General features: G+C 36.1%; 17 protein-coding genes and 1 pseudogene. 6 read left to right on the plus strand and 12 right to left on the minus strand.

Going from position 1 to position 17,188, the window contains the following annotated elements:
- Nucleotides 1-204: 204 nt before the first annotated feature.
- Nucleotides 205-414, minus strand: a complete 210-nt coding sequence (locus tag ACI3ES_RS05345; protein ID WP_256971340.1) for a hypothetical protein — start codon at nucleotides 412-414, stop codon at nucleotides 205-207.
- A 17-nt stretch (nucleotides 415-431) separates the two neighbouring features.
- Between ACI3ES_RS05345 and ACI3ES_RS05350 the strand changes: the two genes are divergently transcribed.
- Together ACI3ES_RS05350 and ACI3ES_RS05355 are read left to right on the plus strand one after the other, a co-directional pair.
- Nucleotides 432-662, plus strand: coding sequence for a hypothetical protein (locus ACI3ES_RS05350; RefSeq protein ID WP_114668669.1), 231 nt, complete (start codon nucleotides 432-434; stop codon nucleotides 660-662).
- Entirely contained in the window at nucleotides 643-966 is a 324-nt protein-coding gene (locus ACI3ES_RS05355; RefSeq protein ID WP_407631924.1) for a hypothetical protein, read from the plus strand. Before ACI3ES_RS05350 ends, ACI3ES_RS05355 begins: the two co-directional genes overlap by 20 nt.
- Before the next feature lie 404 nt (nucleotides 967-1,370).
- On the opposite strand, the gene ACI3ES_RS05360 is transcribed toward ACI3ES_RS05355, so the two are convergent.
- From ACI3ES_RS05360 to ACI3ES_RS05395, 8 genes are all read right to left on the minus strand, one after another.
- Nucleotides 1,371-1,625, minus strand: a complete 255-nt coding sequence (locus tag ACI3ES_RS05360; RefSeq protein ID WP_011679840.1) for a hypothetical protein — start codon at nucleotides 1,623-1,625, stop codon at nucleotides 1,371-1,373.
- The gene (locus ACI3ES_RS05365; RefSeq protein WP_256971342.1) at nucleotides 1,622-1,990 is read right to left on the minus strand and encodes a hypothetical protein; all 369 of its coding nucleotides are present in this window, start codon (nucleotides 1,988-1,990) and stop codon (nucleotides 1,622-1,624) included. Before ACI3ES_RS05365 ends, ACI3ES_RS05360 begins: the two co-directional genes overlap by 4 nt.
- Complete coding sequence (locus tag ACI3ES_RS05370) at nucleotides 1,983-3,305, minus strand: Y-family DNA polymerase (protein ID WP_407631925.1); 1,323 nt, start codon at nucleotides 3,303-3,305, stop codon at nucleotides 1,983-1,985. The genes ACI3ES_RS05365 and ACI3ES_RS05370 overlap by 8 nt, the downstream gene beginning before the upstream one ends.
- A gap of 223 nt (nucleotides 3,306-3,528) precedes the next feature.
- On the minus strand, nucleotides 3,529-3,606 hold the full coding sequence (locus ACI3ES_RS05375) for a putative holin-like toxin (RefSeq protein WP_370687703.1): 78 nt from the start codon (nucleotides 3,604-3,606) through the stop codon (nucleotides 3,529-3,531).
- 325 nt (nucleotides 3,607-3,931) lie between these two features.
- Complete coding sequence (locus tag ACI3ES_RS05380; protein ID WP_407631926.1) at nucleotides 3,932-4,192, minus strand: GNAT family N-acetyltransferase; 261 nt, start codon at nucleotides 4,190-4,192, stop codon at nucleotides 3,932-3,934.
- Nucleotides 4,193-4,799: 607 nt separating this feature from the next.
- Nucleotides 4,800-5,723 (minus strand): IS30 family transposase, encoded by a 924-nt coding sequence (locus ACI3ES_RS05385; RefSeq protein WP_407631927.1) that lies wholly within the window; start codon nucleotides 5,721-5,723, stop codon nucleotides 4,800-4,802.
- Between the two features lie 368 nt (nucleotides 5,724-6,091).
- Complete coding sequence (locus tag ACI3ES_RS05390; RefSeq protein WP_407631928.1) at nucleotides 6,092-7,252, minus strand: MFS transporter; 1,161 nt, start codon at nucleotides 7,250-7,252, stop codon at nucleotides 6,092-6,094.
- Nucleotides 7,253-7,597: 345 nt separating this feature from the next.
- Nucleotides 7,598-8,521 (minus strand): IS30 family transposase, encoded by a 924-nt coding sequence (locus ACI3ES_RS05395; RefSeq protein ID WP_407631929.1) that lies wholly within the window; start codon nucleotides 8,519-8,521, stop codon nucleotides 7,598-7,600.
- A 428-nt stretch (nucleotides 8,522-8,949) separates the two neighbouring features.
- Between ACI3ES_RS05395 and ACI3ES_RS05400 the strand changes: the two genes are divergently transcribed.
- The 4 genes and pseudogenes from ACI3ES_RS05400 (at nucleotide 8,950) to ACI3ES_RS05415 (ending at nucleotide 13,154) form a co-directional block, all read left to right on the plus strand.
- Nucleotides 8,950-10,110 (plus strand): hypothetical protein, encoded by a 1,161-nt coding sequence (locus tag ACI3ES_RS05400; protein WP_407631930.1) that lies wholly within the window; start codon nucleotides 8,950-8,952, stop codon nucleotides 10,108-10,110.
- 476 nt (nucleotides 10,111-10,586) lie between these two features.
- Entirely contained in the window at nucleotides 10,587-10,829 is a 243-nt protein-coding gene (locus tag ACI3ES_RS05405; RefSeq protein ID WP_004912700.1) for a transposase, read from the plus strand.
- A 237-nt stretch (nucleotides 10,830-11,066) separates the two neighbouring features.
- A pseudogene (locus ACI3ES_RS05410) lies at nucleotides 11,067-11,678 on the plus strand (IS3 family transposase); the annotation flags it as partial.
- A gap of 270 nt (nucleotides 11,679-11,948) precedes the next feature.
- Nucleotides 11,949-13,154 carry an IS110 family transposase gene (locus ACI3ES_RS05415; RefSeq protein WP_407631931.1) on the plus strand — a complete coding sequence of 402 codons (1,206 nt, stop codon included), beginning with the start codon at nucleotides 11,949-11,951 and terminating at the stop codon, nucleotides 13,152-13,154.
- A 100-nt stretch (nucleotides 13,155-13,254) separates the two neighbouring features.
- Here ACI3ES_RS05415 and ACI3ES_RS05420 read toward each other — a convergent pair whose 3' ends face one another.
- The 3 genes from ACI3ES_RS05420 to ACI3ES_RS05430 all read right to left on the minus strand — a co-directional run bounded on the left by ACI3ES_RS05420 (nucleotide 13,255) and on the right by ACI3ES_RS05430 (nucleotide 17,139).
- A complete protein-coding gene (locus ACI3ES_RS05420) occupies nucleotides 13,255-13,572 on the minus strand; it encodes a hypothetical protein (protein ID WP_407631932.1) in 318 nt (105 codons plus the stop codon).
- 256 nt (nucleotides 13,573-13,828) lie between these two features.
- Entirely contained in the window at nucleotides 13,829-16,093 is a 2,265-nt protein-coding gene (locus ACI3ES_RS05425) for a S8 family peptidase (protein ID WP_407631933.1), read from the minus strand.
- The gene (locus ACI3ES_RS05430; RefSeq protein ID WP_407631934.1) at nucleotides 16,090-17,139 is read right to left on the minus strand and encodes an ATP-binding protein; all 1,050 of its coding nucleotides are present in this window, start codon (nucleotides 17,137-17,139) and stop codon (nucleotides 16,090-16,092) included. The genes ACI3ES_RS05425 and ACI3ES_RS05430 overlap by 4 nt, the downstream gene beginning before the upstream one ends.
- Nucleotides 17,140-17,188: the final 49 nt, after the last annotated feature.

Below are 17,188 nucleotides of genomic sequence, written 5' to 3' on the forward strand. Positions count from 1 at the left end.
GGCAATATGGGGACATTTGTTTTTAAATTATTTGTGTTAATCATTTTATTGGTTTACATACTCTATTACATAGTTGGTGTGATTATGATTGCACATGAAGATGATGAGCGGTAAAAATTTTTTGCCGTGCTCCCCAGACCCGCAAGCGGGATCAAACACGCTACGCTTGTCCTGCCAAGCTCTTGGGTGCCACTTCGCTTTGAGTCAAACATTGTGCCACAACCAGTGACTTGTAAACTGTGGTGGTGATACCACAGCAACAAGCACTAGCACAGAATACAAGGGCTTCGTAAATTCGCCACGCTCACCCTTGTATTCTGCGCTGCTTGTGTCCCCATGTTCATCGTCAAAACGAAATAACACACCAATCACAGGCAGGGCCGACAGGAAAAAGTTTCTGCCTGGTGCGTACATAATCAAGGAGAACTACTATGAATCGAATTACCAAAGTTATCACTACTATTGCCGCAACAATTATCAGTTTGGATATTTTACTAATGGTCATCAATGGCACGATGCTGTATGTCTTACTCACCCTGGCTGGCTTTTATGTCTTAGCATGTTTGGCTTTTAAGCAGTCCGCTTATAAAGCGATGAGTTCCTGGATCGACAATGGTCACCTGCCCCATAAGGAGAAAACTCATGTCAAAACTCACAACTAAAACATTGTCTAACACTACTAATGCTAACGGGCTAGTCATGTTAGAAAGCAATGGCCAATATATCTATCCAGGTTTGGCACAAGCAATCTTTGACGATGCTATTTTTGGTCCGCGTATTTTAAAGCGACTGCAACGTCTTTTTGTTGATCACCCAGACGGTCTGAGTGAATTAGGTCATGACTGGTATTTTGGTTATCTGGTCTGTGCTTATACGCAAACGCATTTTGGTATTAGGAATCTATTGAACTATCCCTCAGTGACAAAGGAGCTTTTTTCTCTCTGTCTGACAAAACTATCCGAATAGGAGGATAAAATCATGTTAATTTTTTGTTTATGTTTATTAGCGATGTTTCTGTTTTGGCTATTTGGCCACATCATTGGCACCATCCTGTATGTGAGTATCCTATTTGTGGGTCATGTGATTTTATATTGGTATTTTTATTTGCCACTTATTATTTTGATAAGTCTAACTATTGCTTTTGGCATCAAAAGTGTCTTAGCGATGCTGGTGCTAATTATTCTCATTCTTTCACTTGTATTAGCACTAATGATATATTGGCCGCGTCATCGCAATTCATAACAAAATAAAAAGCCCTGATAATCAGAGCTTTTACCGAACTATAACATTCGGTATCCAATGGTTAAGCGCGTTGTAAATGCCACTGGTATCATTTACTTGTGTATTATATCATCTTTTGAGTGACGCTTTTAAATATTGGTGTTAACTGTCAGCCCAGTTTCTTTGCGAATTTTAGCAATGATTTCAGGTATCTGTTCTCTGTACTCACTATCTAAGCGAGCTATTTGTTGTGAGTGTGTTGCTTTGCCAATTTTATAGTATTCAAAGAAAATATTGACCTTCTTTGAGTATATCTGATCGACCACCCTTACTTCATAGATTGTGTTAGGTTGTTTAGCAAACATCTTTTTAATATCTACAATGATAGCATCAATTTGATTCATTTTTCTTTCACCACCGCTCTAATATTTTCAAAGGCAATATAGGACTCATTAATATACACCCCTAAATCAGAAAAACCATCGACCAAACCAGTTACGTTAGGCACTAAATTGCCATCCGGGTCCTCAATATTTTGTTGTACAGTCACAAATTCATAATTCGCTGAGGCATGACGCAAGATATTTTGACAAGTCGTTAAGGACATCATTGGTAATTTAACAGGTACGGCATTTTTGTTCTGTGCTTCACGCTTTAAAGCTGAGGTATGGTCCGACAGGAAATAGCCATTCCACTTCACCTTGCCACGCTCGCGATAGTCGTTTTGAAAGTAATTGTTAATCATCTTACTAAATTCTGCATCACTCATAGCTGTTACCTCCGTTATGACCACCAACAAGGCTGGCACGGTTAATCGCCGTACCGCCTTTTTCTTTGGACATCGCCCGCATCAGGGCTGTGGTGCCAAAGCGTTTTCGAATTTCATCAACAACTTGATCAATCTTATTGGATTTAATTGATTTTTCTGGTTGTTCAAAGAGGTCAAGCTGTACGCCACTGTCCTCAATTAACCCGCCATAATCAATCCCAATGTTGCGAATCACTTCGCCATGCCAGTGCTTTTCAAACAAAGCCACCATAATAGCCATTAATTTTCGGGTATCATTAGTTGGATCAATCCTTTGTTGCTTTCTAAAACCATGACTTCCCTGGCGTTCACTTTCGTCAAAAGAATACCCGATGAACAAGCTAACCAAACAAGTTTGTTTCTTATGTGCTCTAATCCTGGTCGCCACTTGATCTGCCATTTCACGGACAACAATTTCAATCTCTTCTTTTTGTTTATAATCACGCGGTAATACCTGAGAATTACTGTATGATTTGCTTTTAGGCACGACCACCTCAGCCATATCTGTACGGTCAATGCCCCAAGATAAGGCAAACAATTGCTCGCCAACCAATCCCATTTTGGCTCTAAATTGATAAGGGTCCTGATGCGCCAAATCGTACATTGAATGGATACCCATCACTTCAAGCTTATGTGCTGTGCGGGAACCGATACTCCAGACATCATCCAGTTTCGTAATTGGCCACAACTTTGTCGGCACATCCTCATAATGCCAAATACCCGTCAGGTTTTTAGTGTGTTTTGCTTCAATGTCTAAGGCTATTTTTGCGAGCACAGGCGTGTCACCAATACCAACTGTTAAATAGACACCCGTTTCCGCTCTAACTTGCTTTTGAATTTTAAAAGCGACTTCCTCAGGAGTTTTACCAAACAACCGCCAAGAGTGGGTTACGTCTAAAATAGACTCATCAATCGAGTACGGCAGCAAATTAATATCATCGGTATATTGACGATAAATATTATTGATTTTTAGGTTTTCAGCAATATAATTATTCATCCTAGGGTGTGCGATAAACAAGCCATGCACATCAGGTAAATCATGCTGGCGCATCACATTACTAATGCCTAAGTCCTTCTTAGCTGTTGGTGAGGCCGCTAGGACTAAACCACCATTCGTGTTTGCTTGTTCAGACATCACGACTAAATCACTTTTTAATGGATTAAAGCCCCGCTCAACATTTTCAACACTGGCGTAGAAACTTTTTGAATCAATTAGGAAGAACACGCCACGGTTTTCTTTGCTATAATCATATTCAGTTGTGATTGCGTTTTCCATCAGCAACCTCCAAAAACAATTGTGTATAATTCATTATACGAACAAGCGTTCGATTAAGCAAGCGAACAAAGCATTAAATTTGTGACAAAATCCAAAGCTATGCTATAATAAAGACATAGAAAAGAGCCGTAGCGCTAACTACGACTCCTAGCAAACCCGTTTCGACGGTGGCTAAGCTTTAAGTTAAACTAATAACCATTCGCTCATCCAAAGCTAAGAATGGTTATTTTTTTGCGCTGCTTTTGATCAACACAACAACTAAAGTAATTAACGATAGAATAAACATTCCAAAGCTAATCATTAGCTGTAATGCATCCGATACGGACACTAGGCATCTCCTTTCCTAGAATCTGGGCTTCTAGCTGTTACACCATAAGCACCACCTCCATTCGGGATAGCCACCATCTTAACTTGTTTGCTGTAACTAGTATAGCATACTCCAAAATACCAATTGCTCTAAAACTCAAACGCTTGTGAAATTTTAAAAATGCTTACTAAAATAAGGGTTCCAAAAAACTTTCACAAAGTCTTTGGAACCCTTATTTTTAACAGCTTTAAAAAGATGATATAGCGTTACTGATGATAGCACACGTTATGTCGAGCTAGTTAATTGACTCAGCATTATTTTAGTTCAATATCTGCATAAAGTCCTTTTTCAAATACTTTTCGGCAAAAGGACAAGCTGGGTTAATTTTAATATTTTGTTTTCTGGCTAGCGAAACTAATTCATCAATCATTTGTTGCGCGATACCCTGTCCCCTCAATGCAGGTGAAACATAGGTATTTGTAATTTTCCATGTATTCCTGTCTTCTTCATAATCAATAAAGGCTAAATCATCATTTCTTCCTGGTACACTCAAGCGGCCATTATAGTTGACAAATTGCATAATTTTCCTCCTAATACACCCTTTTCAGAAAATTTTTAGAACAAAAGTAAAAAAACCATTCTGGTTTTTATGATTCGACCAATTGGTATGATAATAGATATTTTATTTAAACTATTAAACCGCGCACTGACTTTCTAATCTAATATAATTCTAACAGAACAATTTTAACATATTTTCTCATATTCATGAAACTAAAAAACAGGGAGCTGAAATATTGAAAAATTTAGTGATCATACACCGAAATTCCGACTACTTTATTTCTAGGATAGGGTTCGAGATAATTAAGTATAGTAGTTTTATGATGCCAATAAGAAAATAAACACCAGAATTAAAATCAAACATTGTTACTTTCTACAACGAGAGGCGTTCTGCTAATCTCCTAATCACTGAGTAGATTGAAGTCAATATTTGTTCAACGCCTTCATATCCACGAATTTGAAATGTTCCTAAACCTATTTTAGGAATTAAATGTCCATCATTAAGTAGATATTGTTCTTGATTTCCCTTTTTTTCTCCTATTTTGAAGTGTAAAAAAGACCAAACTAATAGCTATGGTCTTCTAAATAATTTATCTTTTGGCAGATTGCAAGAAATAACTTGAACGAATTTAGTGACGTAGATTAAGCAAGAAGATCTCGATTGGTGTGTGCCAGTTAAGACATTTAAGTGGTCGGGAATTCAGATACCAATTGATTTGAACCAGCTGGCGATCGCTCAGCTCTTCAATGGCTTGTCCCTTGGGAATAAACCGTCGCAAAACTCGATTACGGTTCTCATTACTACCGCGTTCGTGCGGTGAATAGGCATGGGCAAAGTAAACCTGAGTACCCGTGAGCTGTTCAATTGCCTGATAGTTAGCGAACTCTTTCCCATGATCCACGGTAAGCGTCTTGAGCTTGCCTTGAAGTTGACTAGCTAGTTCAAGTACGGCTTGAGTCATGGACTGACTGTCGCGACCATGGAGCCGTTTAACAATTGTCAGGCGACTCTTACGCGCCACAAAAGTAGCTACAGCTTGACCTTTACGTTTGCCAGAAAGTACGGTATCAGCTTCAAAGTGGCCGAATTCCTGGCGAGTTTCGACTTTATGAGGACGTTCCTCAATTGAGCGGCCGTGACTGAACGTACCACGCTTTTCTTTAGCACGATGACGACGAATTCCATGATCAGGAAAATCAGGCAACTGTATATCAAGCCAGCCTTGATCAATCCAGTTATAGACCGTCTTGTAGGCAATCCCAACCACATGGGCAACTTGTTCAGGGGACCACTTCTGGACTTGAATCTTTTCCTCGACCAAGTGTTTAAGGTTTTTAGTGAGCGAAGACTTCCGCCCCCGTTGACTAACCTTTCGTTCAAAGTCAGTTTGCGCTAGCTCAGCTTGATACTCACTATTTAGCCGGTGAAGTTCGTTAAAGATGGTGGTCTTACTAAAGCCTAAGTAGTTAGCGATGTATCGCAAGGAACGTCCTTCATTATGAAGCGTTTCAATGACAACACGGTTCTGGAATGATAAAATAGTGGTGCCCATTAAGGTCCTTCTTTCTAATGGAATGTTGTGGTAACACCATTAAAGACCTTGATGGGTTTTTCTGTCCACTTAAATGTTCAACTTATATTTTACAATCTGCCATATACAAAAAGACAAGGTCTAGAAACCTTGTCTTTTATAGTATACCGGCGGCCGGGGTCGAACCGGCACGTCCGTGAGGACACTGGATTTTGAGTGCTACCAAGCTCTTTTTAAAGACGACAAACCTTGATTTAACAAGGTTTAAATTTTAGAAATCAATTTAAATACTAAGTAATTTTGAGATTTTAGTGATTATTTGGTAACTATGAAAAAAGAAAAAACTAACCACCGAAGAAAAAATCTTCAAGGCTAGTTTTATCTCATCATTATTCAGTTATTTTTAATATACCTATGCTCACTAATAAAAGAAAGATACCTAAATACATAAAGCTAATTGAAAAACTTAAGTAATCAATTATCATTCCCATAAGAGGAAATATAAAAATCATGATCAGACTACCAATCATAGCATTTACACTAAGCATAGTTGCTCTGATATGAGATTCAAATTCTTGTTGGATATCATTATTATAAATTGGGGAAAACATAGCAACTAAACCATCACTAATCAAAAAAATAAAGATGTAAATTCTTGGATTAGCTAAAATAGCTAATAAAAATAAGAACGCCGAAATAGGAATTATTATTTTAAAAACTTGTCTAGCTGTCCATTTTTCACCAATCTTACTAGCCATCCAAACACCAAATATATTAATAAGACATGAAGCTAACATCATCAAACTTATTTGCCAAGATTGCAGTTGAACCATTTCATTTTGATAATAGAAATAAAACATTGAAGTAAATGTTATTAAAGTTTGACTAATTAACATCCACCTTATTAACTTTGGATTAACTTTAAGAGTTGTTATCACTGACTTAAAAATGTCGCTAAAAGTTGAACTTACTTCATTTTGAACTTTAACTTTTGGCTCTTTCATAAGAGAAATAACAAGTATTGCTAACATGGAAAGTCCTATTTGAATCATATAGGTTATATTTAAAAATCCATGCACGAATAACCCTGCTAAGACCATTCCCAATGCTCTTGTAGCTTCAGAGACGCCTGAAATAAAACTAGTAAATTTTAAATATTTTTCCTCAAGACCTGCTTCCTTTGAAGATTCAAAAAGCATTGCGCTACTAGTACCTGAATCAAAATTATATGACCAAGCACCTGCCATCATACCTAGTGCATAAATCCAAAAATTTCCATGTCCAGCTAGCATTAAAAATGATGAGAAAATAGTTGAAAGACGGCTGAGAAATAAATTAGTCTTACAGGTAAATCTATCAGCCAACATACCAGAAGGAACCTCTGAAACGAGACTTGTCCCATGAAATAAACTTTCAAGAAGACCAATTTGAAAAAGAGTCATTCCATTTTGACTTAAAAATAAAAGCCAAAAAGAAGTAATACCAAAAAAACTAAATAGTTCACTTGCTCCTAATAGAGCAATATTATTTTTATACGATTGTTTAAACATATATTCACATTCCTATTTTTAAAATTTTTAGTTATGAGTCATATCTGACTAAACAATCAATAAGTCTACATCGTTCCTCCAATTGAAAGGGGTATCCCCTTCAAATCTCCTTCTATTTATCAATGGTAATCTTGTAAATATATGTTTTTTATCGTTAATAGTATAATTGTAACATAATAATAACCTTAAAAAAACAAATATTAGATTCTGAGTCCTACCAAGAAATTCAATAGATTCAAACTATCTGGTATAGCAAATCATAATTCTAAAAACTTTAGGATTAGCTGACTTTAATACATATGGTAGATTGTAAAAGGCAGATTGCAAGAAATAACTTGAACGAATTTAGTGACGTAGATTAAGCAAGAAGATCTCGATTGGTGTGTGCCAGTCAAGACATTTAAGTGGTCGGGAATTCAGATACCAATTGATTTGAACCAGCTGGCGATCGCTCAGCTCTTCAATGGCTTGTCCCTTGGGAATAAACCGTCGCAAAACTCGATTACGGTTCTCATTACTACCGCGTTCGTGCGGTGAATAGGCATGGGCAAAGTAAACCTGAGTACCCGTGAGCTGTTCAATTGCCTGATAGTTAGCGAACTCTTTCCCATGATCCACGGTAAGCGTCTTGAGCTTGCCTTGAAGTTGACTAGCTAGTTCAAGTACGGCTTGAGTCATGGACTGACTGTCGCGACCATGGAGCCGTTTAACAATTGTCAGGCGACTCTTACGCGCCACAAAAGTAGCTACAGCTTGACCTTTACGTTTGCCAGAAAGTACGGTATCAGCTTCAAAGTGGCCGAATTCCTGGCGAGTTTCGACTTTATGAGGACGTTCCTCAATTGAGCGGCCGTGACTGAACGTACCACGCTTTTCTTTAGCACGATGACGACGAATTCCATGATCAGGAAAATCAGGCAACTGTATATCAAGCCAGCCTTGATCAATCCAGTTATAGACCGTCTTGTAGGCAATCCCAACCACATGGGCAACTTGTTCAGGGGACCACTTCTGGACTTGAATCTTTTCCTCGACCAAGTGTTTAAGGTTTTTAGTGAGCGAAGACTTCCGCCCCCGTTGACTAACCTTTCGTTCAAAGTCAGTTTGCGCTAGCTCAGCTTGATACTCACTATTTAGCCGGTGAAGTTCGTTAAAGATGGTGGTCTTACTAAAGCCTAAGTAGTTAGCGATGTATCGCAAGGAACGTCCTTCATTATGAAGCGTTTCAATGACAACACGGTTCTGGAATGATAAAATAGTGGTGCTCATCAAGGTCCTTCTTTCTAATGGATTGTGTGGTAACACCATTAAAGACCTTGATGGGTTTTTCTGTCCACTTAAATGTTCAACTTAAATTTTACAATCTGCCAAAATTAAACCGAACACTTTTCTCCACAAGTTAATTACCAAAACCGTTTTCATGAAATTTCGTGGAGCAAATAAAAAAACATTATTACTGATCAGGAAATAATGATTCGAAAAGCTATTTTATATTATAACTGAATTTAAATCAACGAAGTCTTGCTTTTTTTCGGTCAATAATTCTTTGCAATCTAATAAAAGTGCTCTTATACTAAAAAAATAGACTTTTTTAGTATAAGAGCAAAATAGACACCTTATATTTATGGGATTTGTATTGTAGTCCCCTATGATAATAGGTTAAGATGAATTTATATTCTAAAGTAGGAGTAATAAATATGTTTAAGGGTGTTATTAATTATCAAAATGGGAAAATACCATTTGTAATAGACGATTATCGAATGAGCTTATTTTCAGAGGAAGAATTAGTTTCTCTATTTGCAAGAGAAAACAATTTCAAGAAAAACTATATCCTAACTGGTCAATGCTTTATTAGTGGTAACATTTCTCGACCTATAACCTTATTAGTTGAAAGTTCAATGGGAAGTACATGTTATTTGACATGCTTTATTCTAAACAGAGTGGATTCCGACAAAAAAATTAATTCAATAAACTTTGAATCAAAAATACTAGATAGCATTTTTCAATACAAATATCATTATTTAGATTTATCTAGAGTTGGAATCAATCTTGGTGTAGAAAAAAAAGAAATATATTCAATACCATTCAATATCAAAAATAAGAACTATGAGCTAAAATATTTAATCGGTAAAAATAGCCGGATGGGACTTTTAGAGCATTTTAAAATGTGTGGTGTTACATCTATCAATTTACAAAATGAACAGATAAAAGAATATTATAAGATAATTATTCTAATGACAAGATTTTGCAAATTTATTACTTCCAATAGTGATGTTTCATTTGAAAGAGTTACACTTTCTGAAGATAACTTTCCTGTTGCTGATATTTACTGTAAATATGTATCTGATAAAGCTTCAGATGAATTTGATATTATGTTTCGCGAATTTGAAATTATGAAATACGTACCTAAAATACTGAATAATTTAGCACTGGAATTGGATTCCAAAATAACTAAAAGTATTCCTTTAGGACACATTGAGGATTATGGCAATTTATATACTCCGTATCGTTTTATTGAACAAATTACAGCATTTGAATATTTGTTTGAAAAATTAGAGCCTAAAAAGGCAAAGAGTAAAGAATTTCCATTAAAGACTGAATTAAAACTAATGTTCGATATGTTTACAGATATATTAAATGATGCTCACATGAATTCCGATGAAATCGCAACTAAGATTAAAAAAATAAGAGTAAACATTATCCATGGATATGCCTATTACTATGACTTTGATAGTGATATAAATATACATTTTATTATTATTAAACTTTCCGATTTAATACAACGAATGAGTCTTAAACATATTGGATTTAGAGAAGCTGAAATTTCGGAATTTAGAAAGGAAATAGTACTTTTTTAAAGTGTCCTGTCTATGATCTTTTTATTTACTCAGATGTCAATAAATTTGCCCATTTTATTCAATTACTTTGACCACATTTTAGATAAGATTGCAATTATAAAAATTGATATACCGGTCAATGGCTGTTTGGAATTCAGTTAATGTTTGGTATACTTTCAAATAAACCTATTCACCCTTCATTATTGAATGAAACACTGCCATAAAGCCATTATCGTATGAATGTCCTTTGGGGTGAATAATAATGTTTCAAGCCATAATTCTGACATTTAATATTAAACTCAGCATTAATGTAATGTGACCCCATTTATGGATGAATAATTAGAGGCTTTCGTTGCTTATCTAACGGTATCTGTAAGGCACTTGTGTCTAGATTGGCCTTCATTATATAGCAATTTGATAGCTCAATTATTTGCTCTTATACTAAAAAAATGGACTATTTTTATTCAGTCCGTAAAATGAAAGTATAGGAGTATTTTATGTCAATTCGTTATTCACAAGATTTCAAAGACTCATTGGTTAAACTTCACCAAGAAGGCCGTTCACTTAAGTCATTAGCAGAAGAATTTGGTCCGTCGAAAGATTCTATTGCTATTTGGGTTAAACAAGCTACCCCAATCATGATCAAGGGTCAGTCAAAGACGTTAAAAGACGTCAAGCAACTAGAGAAGCGCCTCGCTATTTTGGAGGAAGAAAACGAAATTTTATCACGCATAGCCTGACAGGCATTGAGCGGCCATCTTACTAGCCAAAAAATAGTCCGTAATGTGGGATTGCCGCTCATCAACCAATTTTTAGCACAGGGCTACGTGCTTGTGCGTATTTTAAGTGCACTTAAAATCAAATCTAGTACCTATTGCAACTGGCGCCATTGGCAGCCCAGTCGACAAGAAAAGCGTAGAGAATCCCTAAAACCTTATATTTTAGACGTTTAGACAACCTTTAAATTTTATGGCTATCGTCGTATCGCTGCTTATAGTCAACAAACCAACGGTCCGAAAGTATCTGAGTATATGACACTCAAATTGATGCGTGAATTAGGGATTAAATCCCGCATGCAAAAACGTTATCGCAAGCCTAAAACCGTTGTGACTGTTGATCAAAAGCCTAATCTGATTAGACACTTGCATGATTTGAGCGGTGTTTGGCAAACAGATATCACTTATATTCAGTTAACTAACCACAGATGGGTTTATTTAGCGACCGTTTTGGATCCTGAGAAGAGAAAAGTATTAGGTTATACAATTGGCGATACAATGACAGCCGAGTTAGCCACAAGGGCCTTACAAATGGCATTAGATAAGCATCAAAAGCCACTAATAGTTCATTCGGATATGGGTTCACAATACACAAGTGCTGAATTTAATATCAAATGTCAAAATTATGGCTTGAAACATTCATATTCACTCAAAGGACATCCATACGATAATGGCCGTATGGAAGCGTTTCATTCAATATTGAAGCGTGAAGAGGTTTATTTGAAGGCATACCAAACATTAACTGAAGTCCAAGCAGCCATTGGTTGGTATATCAATTTTTATAATCGCAATCGTATCTCAAATGTCGCCTAATTAACTGAATAAAACTTACTAACATTAAAGGTGAAGATTAATCTCGACGGAGATAGTCTTCACCTATTTTTGATTTATTCTAAAATAGGTTGTGAAGCATAGGTCGCGGAGTTTTTTGGCACTGGATGTCGTGAATAAAAGTGGCCGTTTCACTGGCGTTACCACACAATTTGTTCTTAGTAAGTTAGACGCTAGACGTCGAGTATAGAAAATTAGATGGTGATGGCTACCAGTGACTGTTTCAATCAATTATTCTTTGGAGGTGCACTCATGCACGCTGTTATTGGTATTGATGTTTCGAAGGCAACCAGTCAAGTTGCCGTCGCTGTTGATGGTAAGGTTGTACAGAATTTTAAGATCACCCATGATGCCTTTGGGTTCAATCAGTTAAATACGGTCATTATGCAGTTTAATACGTTCCCAGATATCGTGTTTGAGGCGACAGGCGTTTATTCGAGACGTTTAAAAACTTTCTTAGAGGCCCACAATTATCCTTATACTTACCTGAATCCTTTGACCGCTAAAAAGCAATTGGATCAATTACGTCCTAACAAAAATGATCTTAACGATGCCAAGCATTTGGCGGAAACGCAATTCATTTTAAAGCGTGCTAAAAGTTACGTCCAGAATCCGATTTATATTGAACTACAAGATATGAGTCGTTTTTACCAACAGTTAAACCACGATATTGTGTCCGCTAAAAATCGGCTACATCGTTTGCTTCAATTGACTTTCCCAGAAATTGAAACTTTGTTTTCAACTACCGATAGCCAACAATATTGGGAGATTGTGTCGTTAATCCCTCATGCCACAATGGCTAAGCATTCACGACAAACGTTATCCGATACGATTCAAAGCAGCGTCAGTCGTCAAATCGGTGTTGCGCGTTTAACACGACTCGTTGATAAACTAGTGGCGCTTGGCAGCCTATCAGCGCCTGCTGTTGCCGTTGCTTCGTATAATGTCACCGAGGTGCGTTATTATGCGCAGCGTTTAATTGCGTTATCTCAAAGCAAGGCCAATGTCTTAGCGACTATGGTTGATCAGACCAAAGATTTACCTGAATATGACATTTATCAGAGTATACCAGGATTTTCGGACAAAACAGTGGTTTCTCTAATCGCTGAATTAGGTGATTTGCATCGTTTTGCGACTAGTAACAAATTGAATGCCTTTGTCGGGATTGACTTACGATTTAATGATTCAGGTGATTATAAAAGTTCTGGGTTCATCACAAAGCGAGGTAATACAATCGCCAGAAAAGTGCTATTCAAAGCCATTAGTAACATTGCTAGTACGGCAACTTATGGTCATCAAAATCATATCAATGATTGGTATCAAAAGAAAAAGCAATCTTCAATGTCAAAGGGAACAAAGAAAATTGCTATTGGTGCGATGTCACGTCTCTTACGAACCATGCACTATCTGGTTTTGAATAACCAATTGTACGATTACGATACAGCGTCAAAGCGCTAGAATTGTACATTTATAAGCCTAACATTTTGCAAAACCAATGTGAAGACATCGGTTTATTTTAGTAGTGCTTGATGACCAATTGCAGCATCATAAAAAGAAGCTAAATGCCTTGAAACACTTGACTTCTGGTAGAAAAATAGTCCAATTTATTGACTTCTGAGCATATGAAGTTGACCGGCTTTGATGGGTCATGGATAATTTTTTTAGATTGATCCTCAGTAAATACCGGAATATTATCACGCAACATTAGATTTACCTGTTCCGCATGCTCCTCCCAAACAAGACCATATCTCTTTTCATCAAGAAAATTTTCAATTTCATTGATTGCTTTGATATGTCCATCACTAGTATTTGCTTGTTTTAATTCCTCTAAAAAACTTCTCATTCGGTCGCGTTTAACTTGACTCAGATTTGACATTTCCTTCTCCTTTTTAATTTTGTGTAATCTAACCCGAATTAATTCTTGTATCTGCATTGAGTTCGTATCGGCTTAAAAAAGTAACGATTAACCAAAACTGACAACTTTTTGATGACATGGTTAGGCTATTGTTTATTATTAACAAAAAGTATAGCTAGTAGCAAATAATTTTGTTTTAGTTACACTTTTTTAGATTGACACACATTTTTATATTTAGAATATTAATACATTTAATCTTTGTAAAAATTATATATGGTTAATCAAAGTCAATAGTTTCGTTAGCATTATTGAATATATCAATCTGATTTTTTATTTCGAGTGGTCTAACAACGAATTGCCGTGCTTCTAAAGCTTGCAAAAACCATGAGTAACGGTTTACTCCATCTATTTCTTTGAAAGTTATAATAACCCCAAAACGTATCGGATCATCTTTATGATTTTTCAGGCGTTCTTTGCTTACAATCTTTAATCCATAATTACCTGAGTATGACAACTTAGGGCGACTAGATGCTTTTTCATTTACATGCTTAACATTATCCCATTTTCTAAAGTCATCTCGCGCCTCCCCTTCTTTAGGGTGATATTGGTTTTCATCGCTTACTTGAAAATTGTTATCAATAGACATAACTTTTCCTTCTGCGTTCACACGACCGAAAGAAATATCAAGTTCTGTGTCAGTATAATCTATCCCCTGATTTCTAGACGTTTTTGGTGTGTAAACCATTGTCGATTTAGCTCGATAAGGATGTTTATTATTAATCACAGGGACAGGATACTTATAATTAAATGTAAGCCATTGCTCTGAAAGTTCACTTATAGCAAACTTCACTTCGTCATTATCTCCTTGTAAAATTTTCTCGATACGGATTGGTACAACCCCCCTGCCGATTAACGGATTTTCTGTTCCCTCTGTCCAACCAATTGCAGAATCAATAACTAGAGCTTTTGCTAGTTCTTTATTTAGGCCTATATAATATATCAAGTATGCTAATTTGCGAGCCAACCACGGTGCAGCGAACGAAGTTCCTTGGACACGTTCTAAGCCAAATTTTTGAACTACATTTATATATTCGTCATTGGCTCCGCCGTAATAAGAAACATCGGGTTTGACGAAAAAGGAGAGTACTGGCCCTTGTCTTCCGTATTTAGCAGGTTGATTATTACTATCAACAGAATTAACGACCAGTGCGTTAAGAGAATCTGCCGGAGATCCTATTTTTTCTGGGGCTCCAAGCGTACGGTTAGTGCCAGCAACAACAAAAATAACATCGTATTCATACTGAATACGATCAAGTGTTGCTCCTTCTGCAGAAATATAATTTTCTGGACTGCCAATAACAGTTCCTAAAGAAAGGTTCCAAACTTTGATTGTGGGGTTTTCTCTAACGATATCTTCTATTTCTCTGATAATTGTGAATGAACTAAATCCTGAATCAGTTGAAACGCCAAAATGTTTTACTCGTAAATTTCCAATACCATCGTCCAATCTGGGGTTCCACCTTGGGCCATCAACAATAATCGACGTCACTGCTGTGCCATGCTTATAATCCTCATTTATAGTGTCTATATTTTCGTCAATTCTATTCTCATATTCAACCCAATCAGCAAAATACACTTCACTGTCGAAAAGTGTGTCTATCACTCCCACAACAGGTTCATGTTGTGGGCTTTGAATTGGAATTGATGTCTCTAATTTGTTTACTGATGTGTAATCATCAACGGGTATTTTTTGCATATCAACGACAGCCATTGAAATTAAGTAGGGGGCGCGCGATTTTAGGATTTCAATTTGATCAGAGCGTAAGAAAAGATTATTAGAAACTATTCTTGAGTTTGGAATTTCAATATTGATTGACCTTAAAAAGCTTCGAAGTTCATCTGATTTCTCAAAAATGTCGTAGACACTTATTATAGAGTCTTTTTGTCCATCAATCGAAATATTTCCGATGTCAAATCTGTCTACGTAAGCGGCATCTTGAATGATTTGTTTAAAAGAACTTTTAGATAAGTTAATTTTGGTAGAACTAAATGGAATTGTTTTAAGAAAATCATTTTCTTTCTTTTTCTTTGGATTTTCAGGGTCTTTGACGGGATTGAAATTATCATTATTGGCGACGCCATTAAAGTATTTATTTAAAACTGACTCGGCTATTTCAATTTTCTTTATAGATTCTTGTATTGTTTGTTGCTCAACATAGTGTGTAATAATGTGTTTATGATTACCATCATCAGAAAACCTGGCTCCTACAATTGTTTCATTGGAAGTCACGGAAGATGAAGTTTTCAGCATTTCGCTAACCCTATTAGATTTTGCTATAGTTCTATTGTAGTATACCGTAACAAGTACTTTCGGAATTGGTTTATTGGTCCCCCATTCCTTGAGCACGTGTCTTAAATCTCTTGCTAAATTCTGCAATTTATTTGAAATTACAATTTCTTTGGATGGAATTTGACCACCACCACCACCAGTAGAGTTTTTTGAGCTTTGAAAATTTCCATTAACTGACAATATAGGATTCATTTTTTAGTTTCCCCTTTTAATTCTCTTTGGACTTGACTTTTTGATTTTTTGGATAATATTTCAATTTCTCTTAATGTAAATTCGTCATTGGAAAGTGCTTTCAAATCAGTTAACGGGTAATCTAGTATTTTTGAACCAAATTTCCTCAAATAGTCATATGGATCCTCTAAAGAACTAAACGCTAGCGACATACGAATTATATTTTTAAGTTCACCAGGAGAGAGTTTTTGCCCAGATGAAGCTATAATCTTTTTAAACAATCTAGCATCTTTAGCTGTATTCTTAAAACTAGGTTGCAGACCAGATAGTATCTTAATACCAATATCTTGAAGATCAGCATTTGAATACTTATCAAAATTTATGATCGCATCAAATCTTCGCAGTAATGCACGATCAAAATTACTAAAAAGATTTGTTGTCGCGACTAATACAACTTGATCATTTAGTTTGTCCAGTTCTCGAAGAACGATTGAGGTGACGCGACCCATTTCGCGAACATCGTGACTATTAATTCTATCCAAAGCAATTACATCAATTTCATCAAATAATACAATGAACCTTTCTGGAGCAGGGATATGATTTATTTCTTTAAATACTTCCGAAATATTTTTATTTGTTTGGCCGAGCCTACTATCAATCAAAGATTCAAAATCTACAACGTATAAGTCGCGTTTCAGCATATTTGCCAGCTGCTTAACACTTTCAGTTTTACCTGTTCCTGGTTTACCTTCAAATAAAAATTTATTAATACCTATATTATGTTTTACCGCATTTACTATACCTGTTATTTCTTCAGCAATGTCAGTGTTCAAAAATAACGATGGAATATTTTGTATTTCCATTTTCGAAAGAAGCTTACCACTATATGTCATTTGTTGGGGAATCAAAACATTATTAGTAGCAAGGAGTCCCATAATGTATTCAGCCAATTTATAGTCGCCAGCAGAGTCAAAGTCACGAGCAATTTCGTTGGCTTCACTGCGAAAGGCATAATCGTTATTTTCAACATGATATTTTATTAAATTTAAAATATTAGCTTTCTTCATTATATCTTTTTGCAACCTCCACTTTTTAATATGATTATACCCCGTCTGG

The sequence above is a fragment of the Leuconostoc falkenbergense genome (assembly GCF_045801155.1).
Classification (GTDB): domain Bacteria; phylum Bacillota; class Bacilli; order Lactobacillales; family Lactobacillaceae; genus Leuconostoc; species Leuconostoc falkenbergense.

Coding starts and splice junctions, on each gene's coding strand:
- ACI3ES_RS05345 (WP_256971340.1), bottom strand. CDS start 414: ATGTACGCACCAGGCAGAAACTTTTTCCTGTCGGCCCTGCCTGTGATT.
- ACI3ES_RS05350 (WP_114668669.1), top strand. CDS start 432: ATGAATCGAATTACCAAAGTTATCACTACTATTGCCGCAACAATTATC.
- ACI3ES_RS05355 (WP_407631924.1), top strand. CDS start 643: ATGTCAAAACTCACAACTAAAACATTGTCTAACACTACTAATGCTAAC.
- ACI3ES_RS05360 (WP_011679840.1), bottom strand. CDS start 1,625: ATGAATCAAATTGATGCTATCATTGTAGATATTAAAAAGATGTTTGCT.
- ACI3ES_RS05365 (WP_256971342.1), bottom strand. CDS start 1,990: ATGAGTGATGCAGAATTTAGTAAGATGATTAACAATTACTTTCAAAAC.
- ACI3ES_RS05370 (WP_407631925.1), bottom strand. CDS start 3,305: ATGGAAAACGCAATCACAACTGAATATGATTATAGCAAAGAAAACCGT.
- ACI3ES_RS05375 (WP_370687703.1), bottom strand. CDS start 3,606: ATGATTAGCTTTGGAATGTTTATTCTATCGTTAATTACTTTAGTTGTT.
- ACI3ES_RS05380 (WP_407631926.1), bottom strand. CDS start 4,192: ATGCAATTTGTCAACTATAATGGCCGCTTGAGTGTACCAGGAAGAAAT.
- ACI3ES_RS05385 (WP_407631927.1), bottom strand. CDS start 5,723: ATGGGCACCACTATTTTATCATTCCAGAACCGTGTTGTCATTGAAACG.
- ACI3ES_RS05390 (WP_407631928.1), bottom strand. CDS start 7,252: ATGTTTAAACAATCGTATAAAAATAATATTGCTCTATTAGGAGCAAGT.
- ACI3ES_RS05395 (WP_407631929.1), bottom strand. CDS start 8,521: ATGAGCACCACTATTTTATCATTCCAGAACCGTGTTGTCATTGAAACG.
- ACI3ES_RS05400 (WP_407631930.1), top strand. CDS start 8,950: ATGTTTAAGGGTGTTATTAATTATCAAAATGGGAAAATACCATTTGTA.
- ACI3ES_RS05405 (WP_004912700.1), top strand. CDS start 10,587: ATGTCAATTCGTTATTCACAAGATTTCAAAGACTCATTGGTTAAACTT.
- ACI3ES_RS05415 (WP_407631931.1), top strand. CDS start 11,949: ATGCACGCTGTTATTGGTATTGATGTTTCGAAGGCAACCAGTCAAGTT.
- ACI3ES_RS05420 (WP_407631932.1), bottom strand. CDS start 13,572: ATGTCAAATCTGAGTCAAGTTAAACGCGACCGAATGAGAAGTTTTTTA.
- ACI3ES_RS05425 (WP_407631933.1), bottom strand. CDS start 16,093: ATGAATCCTATATTGTCAGTTAATGGAAATTTTCAAAGCTCAAAAAAC.
- ACI3ES_RS05430 (WP_407631934.1), bottom strand. CDS start 17,139: ATGAAGAAAGCTAATATTTTAAATTTAATAAAATATCATGTTGAAAAT.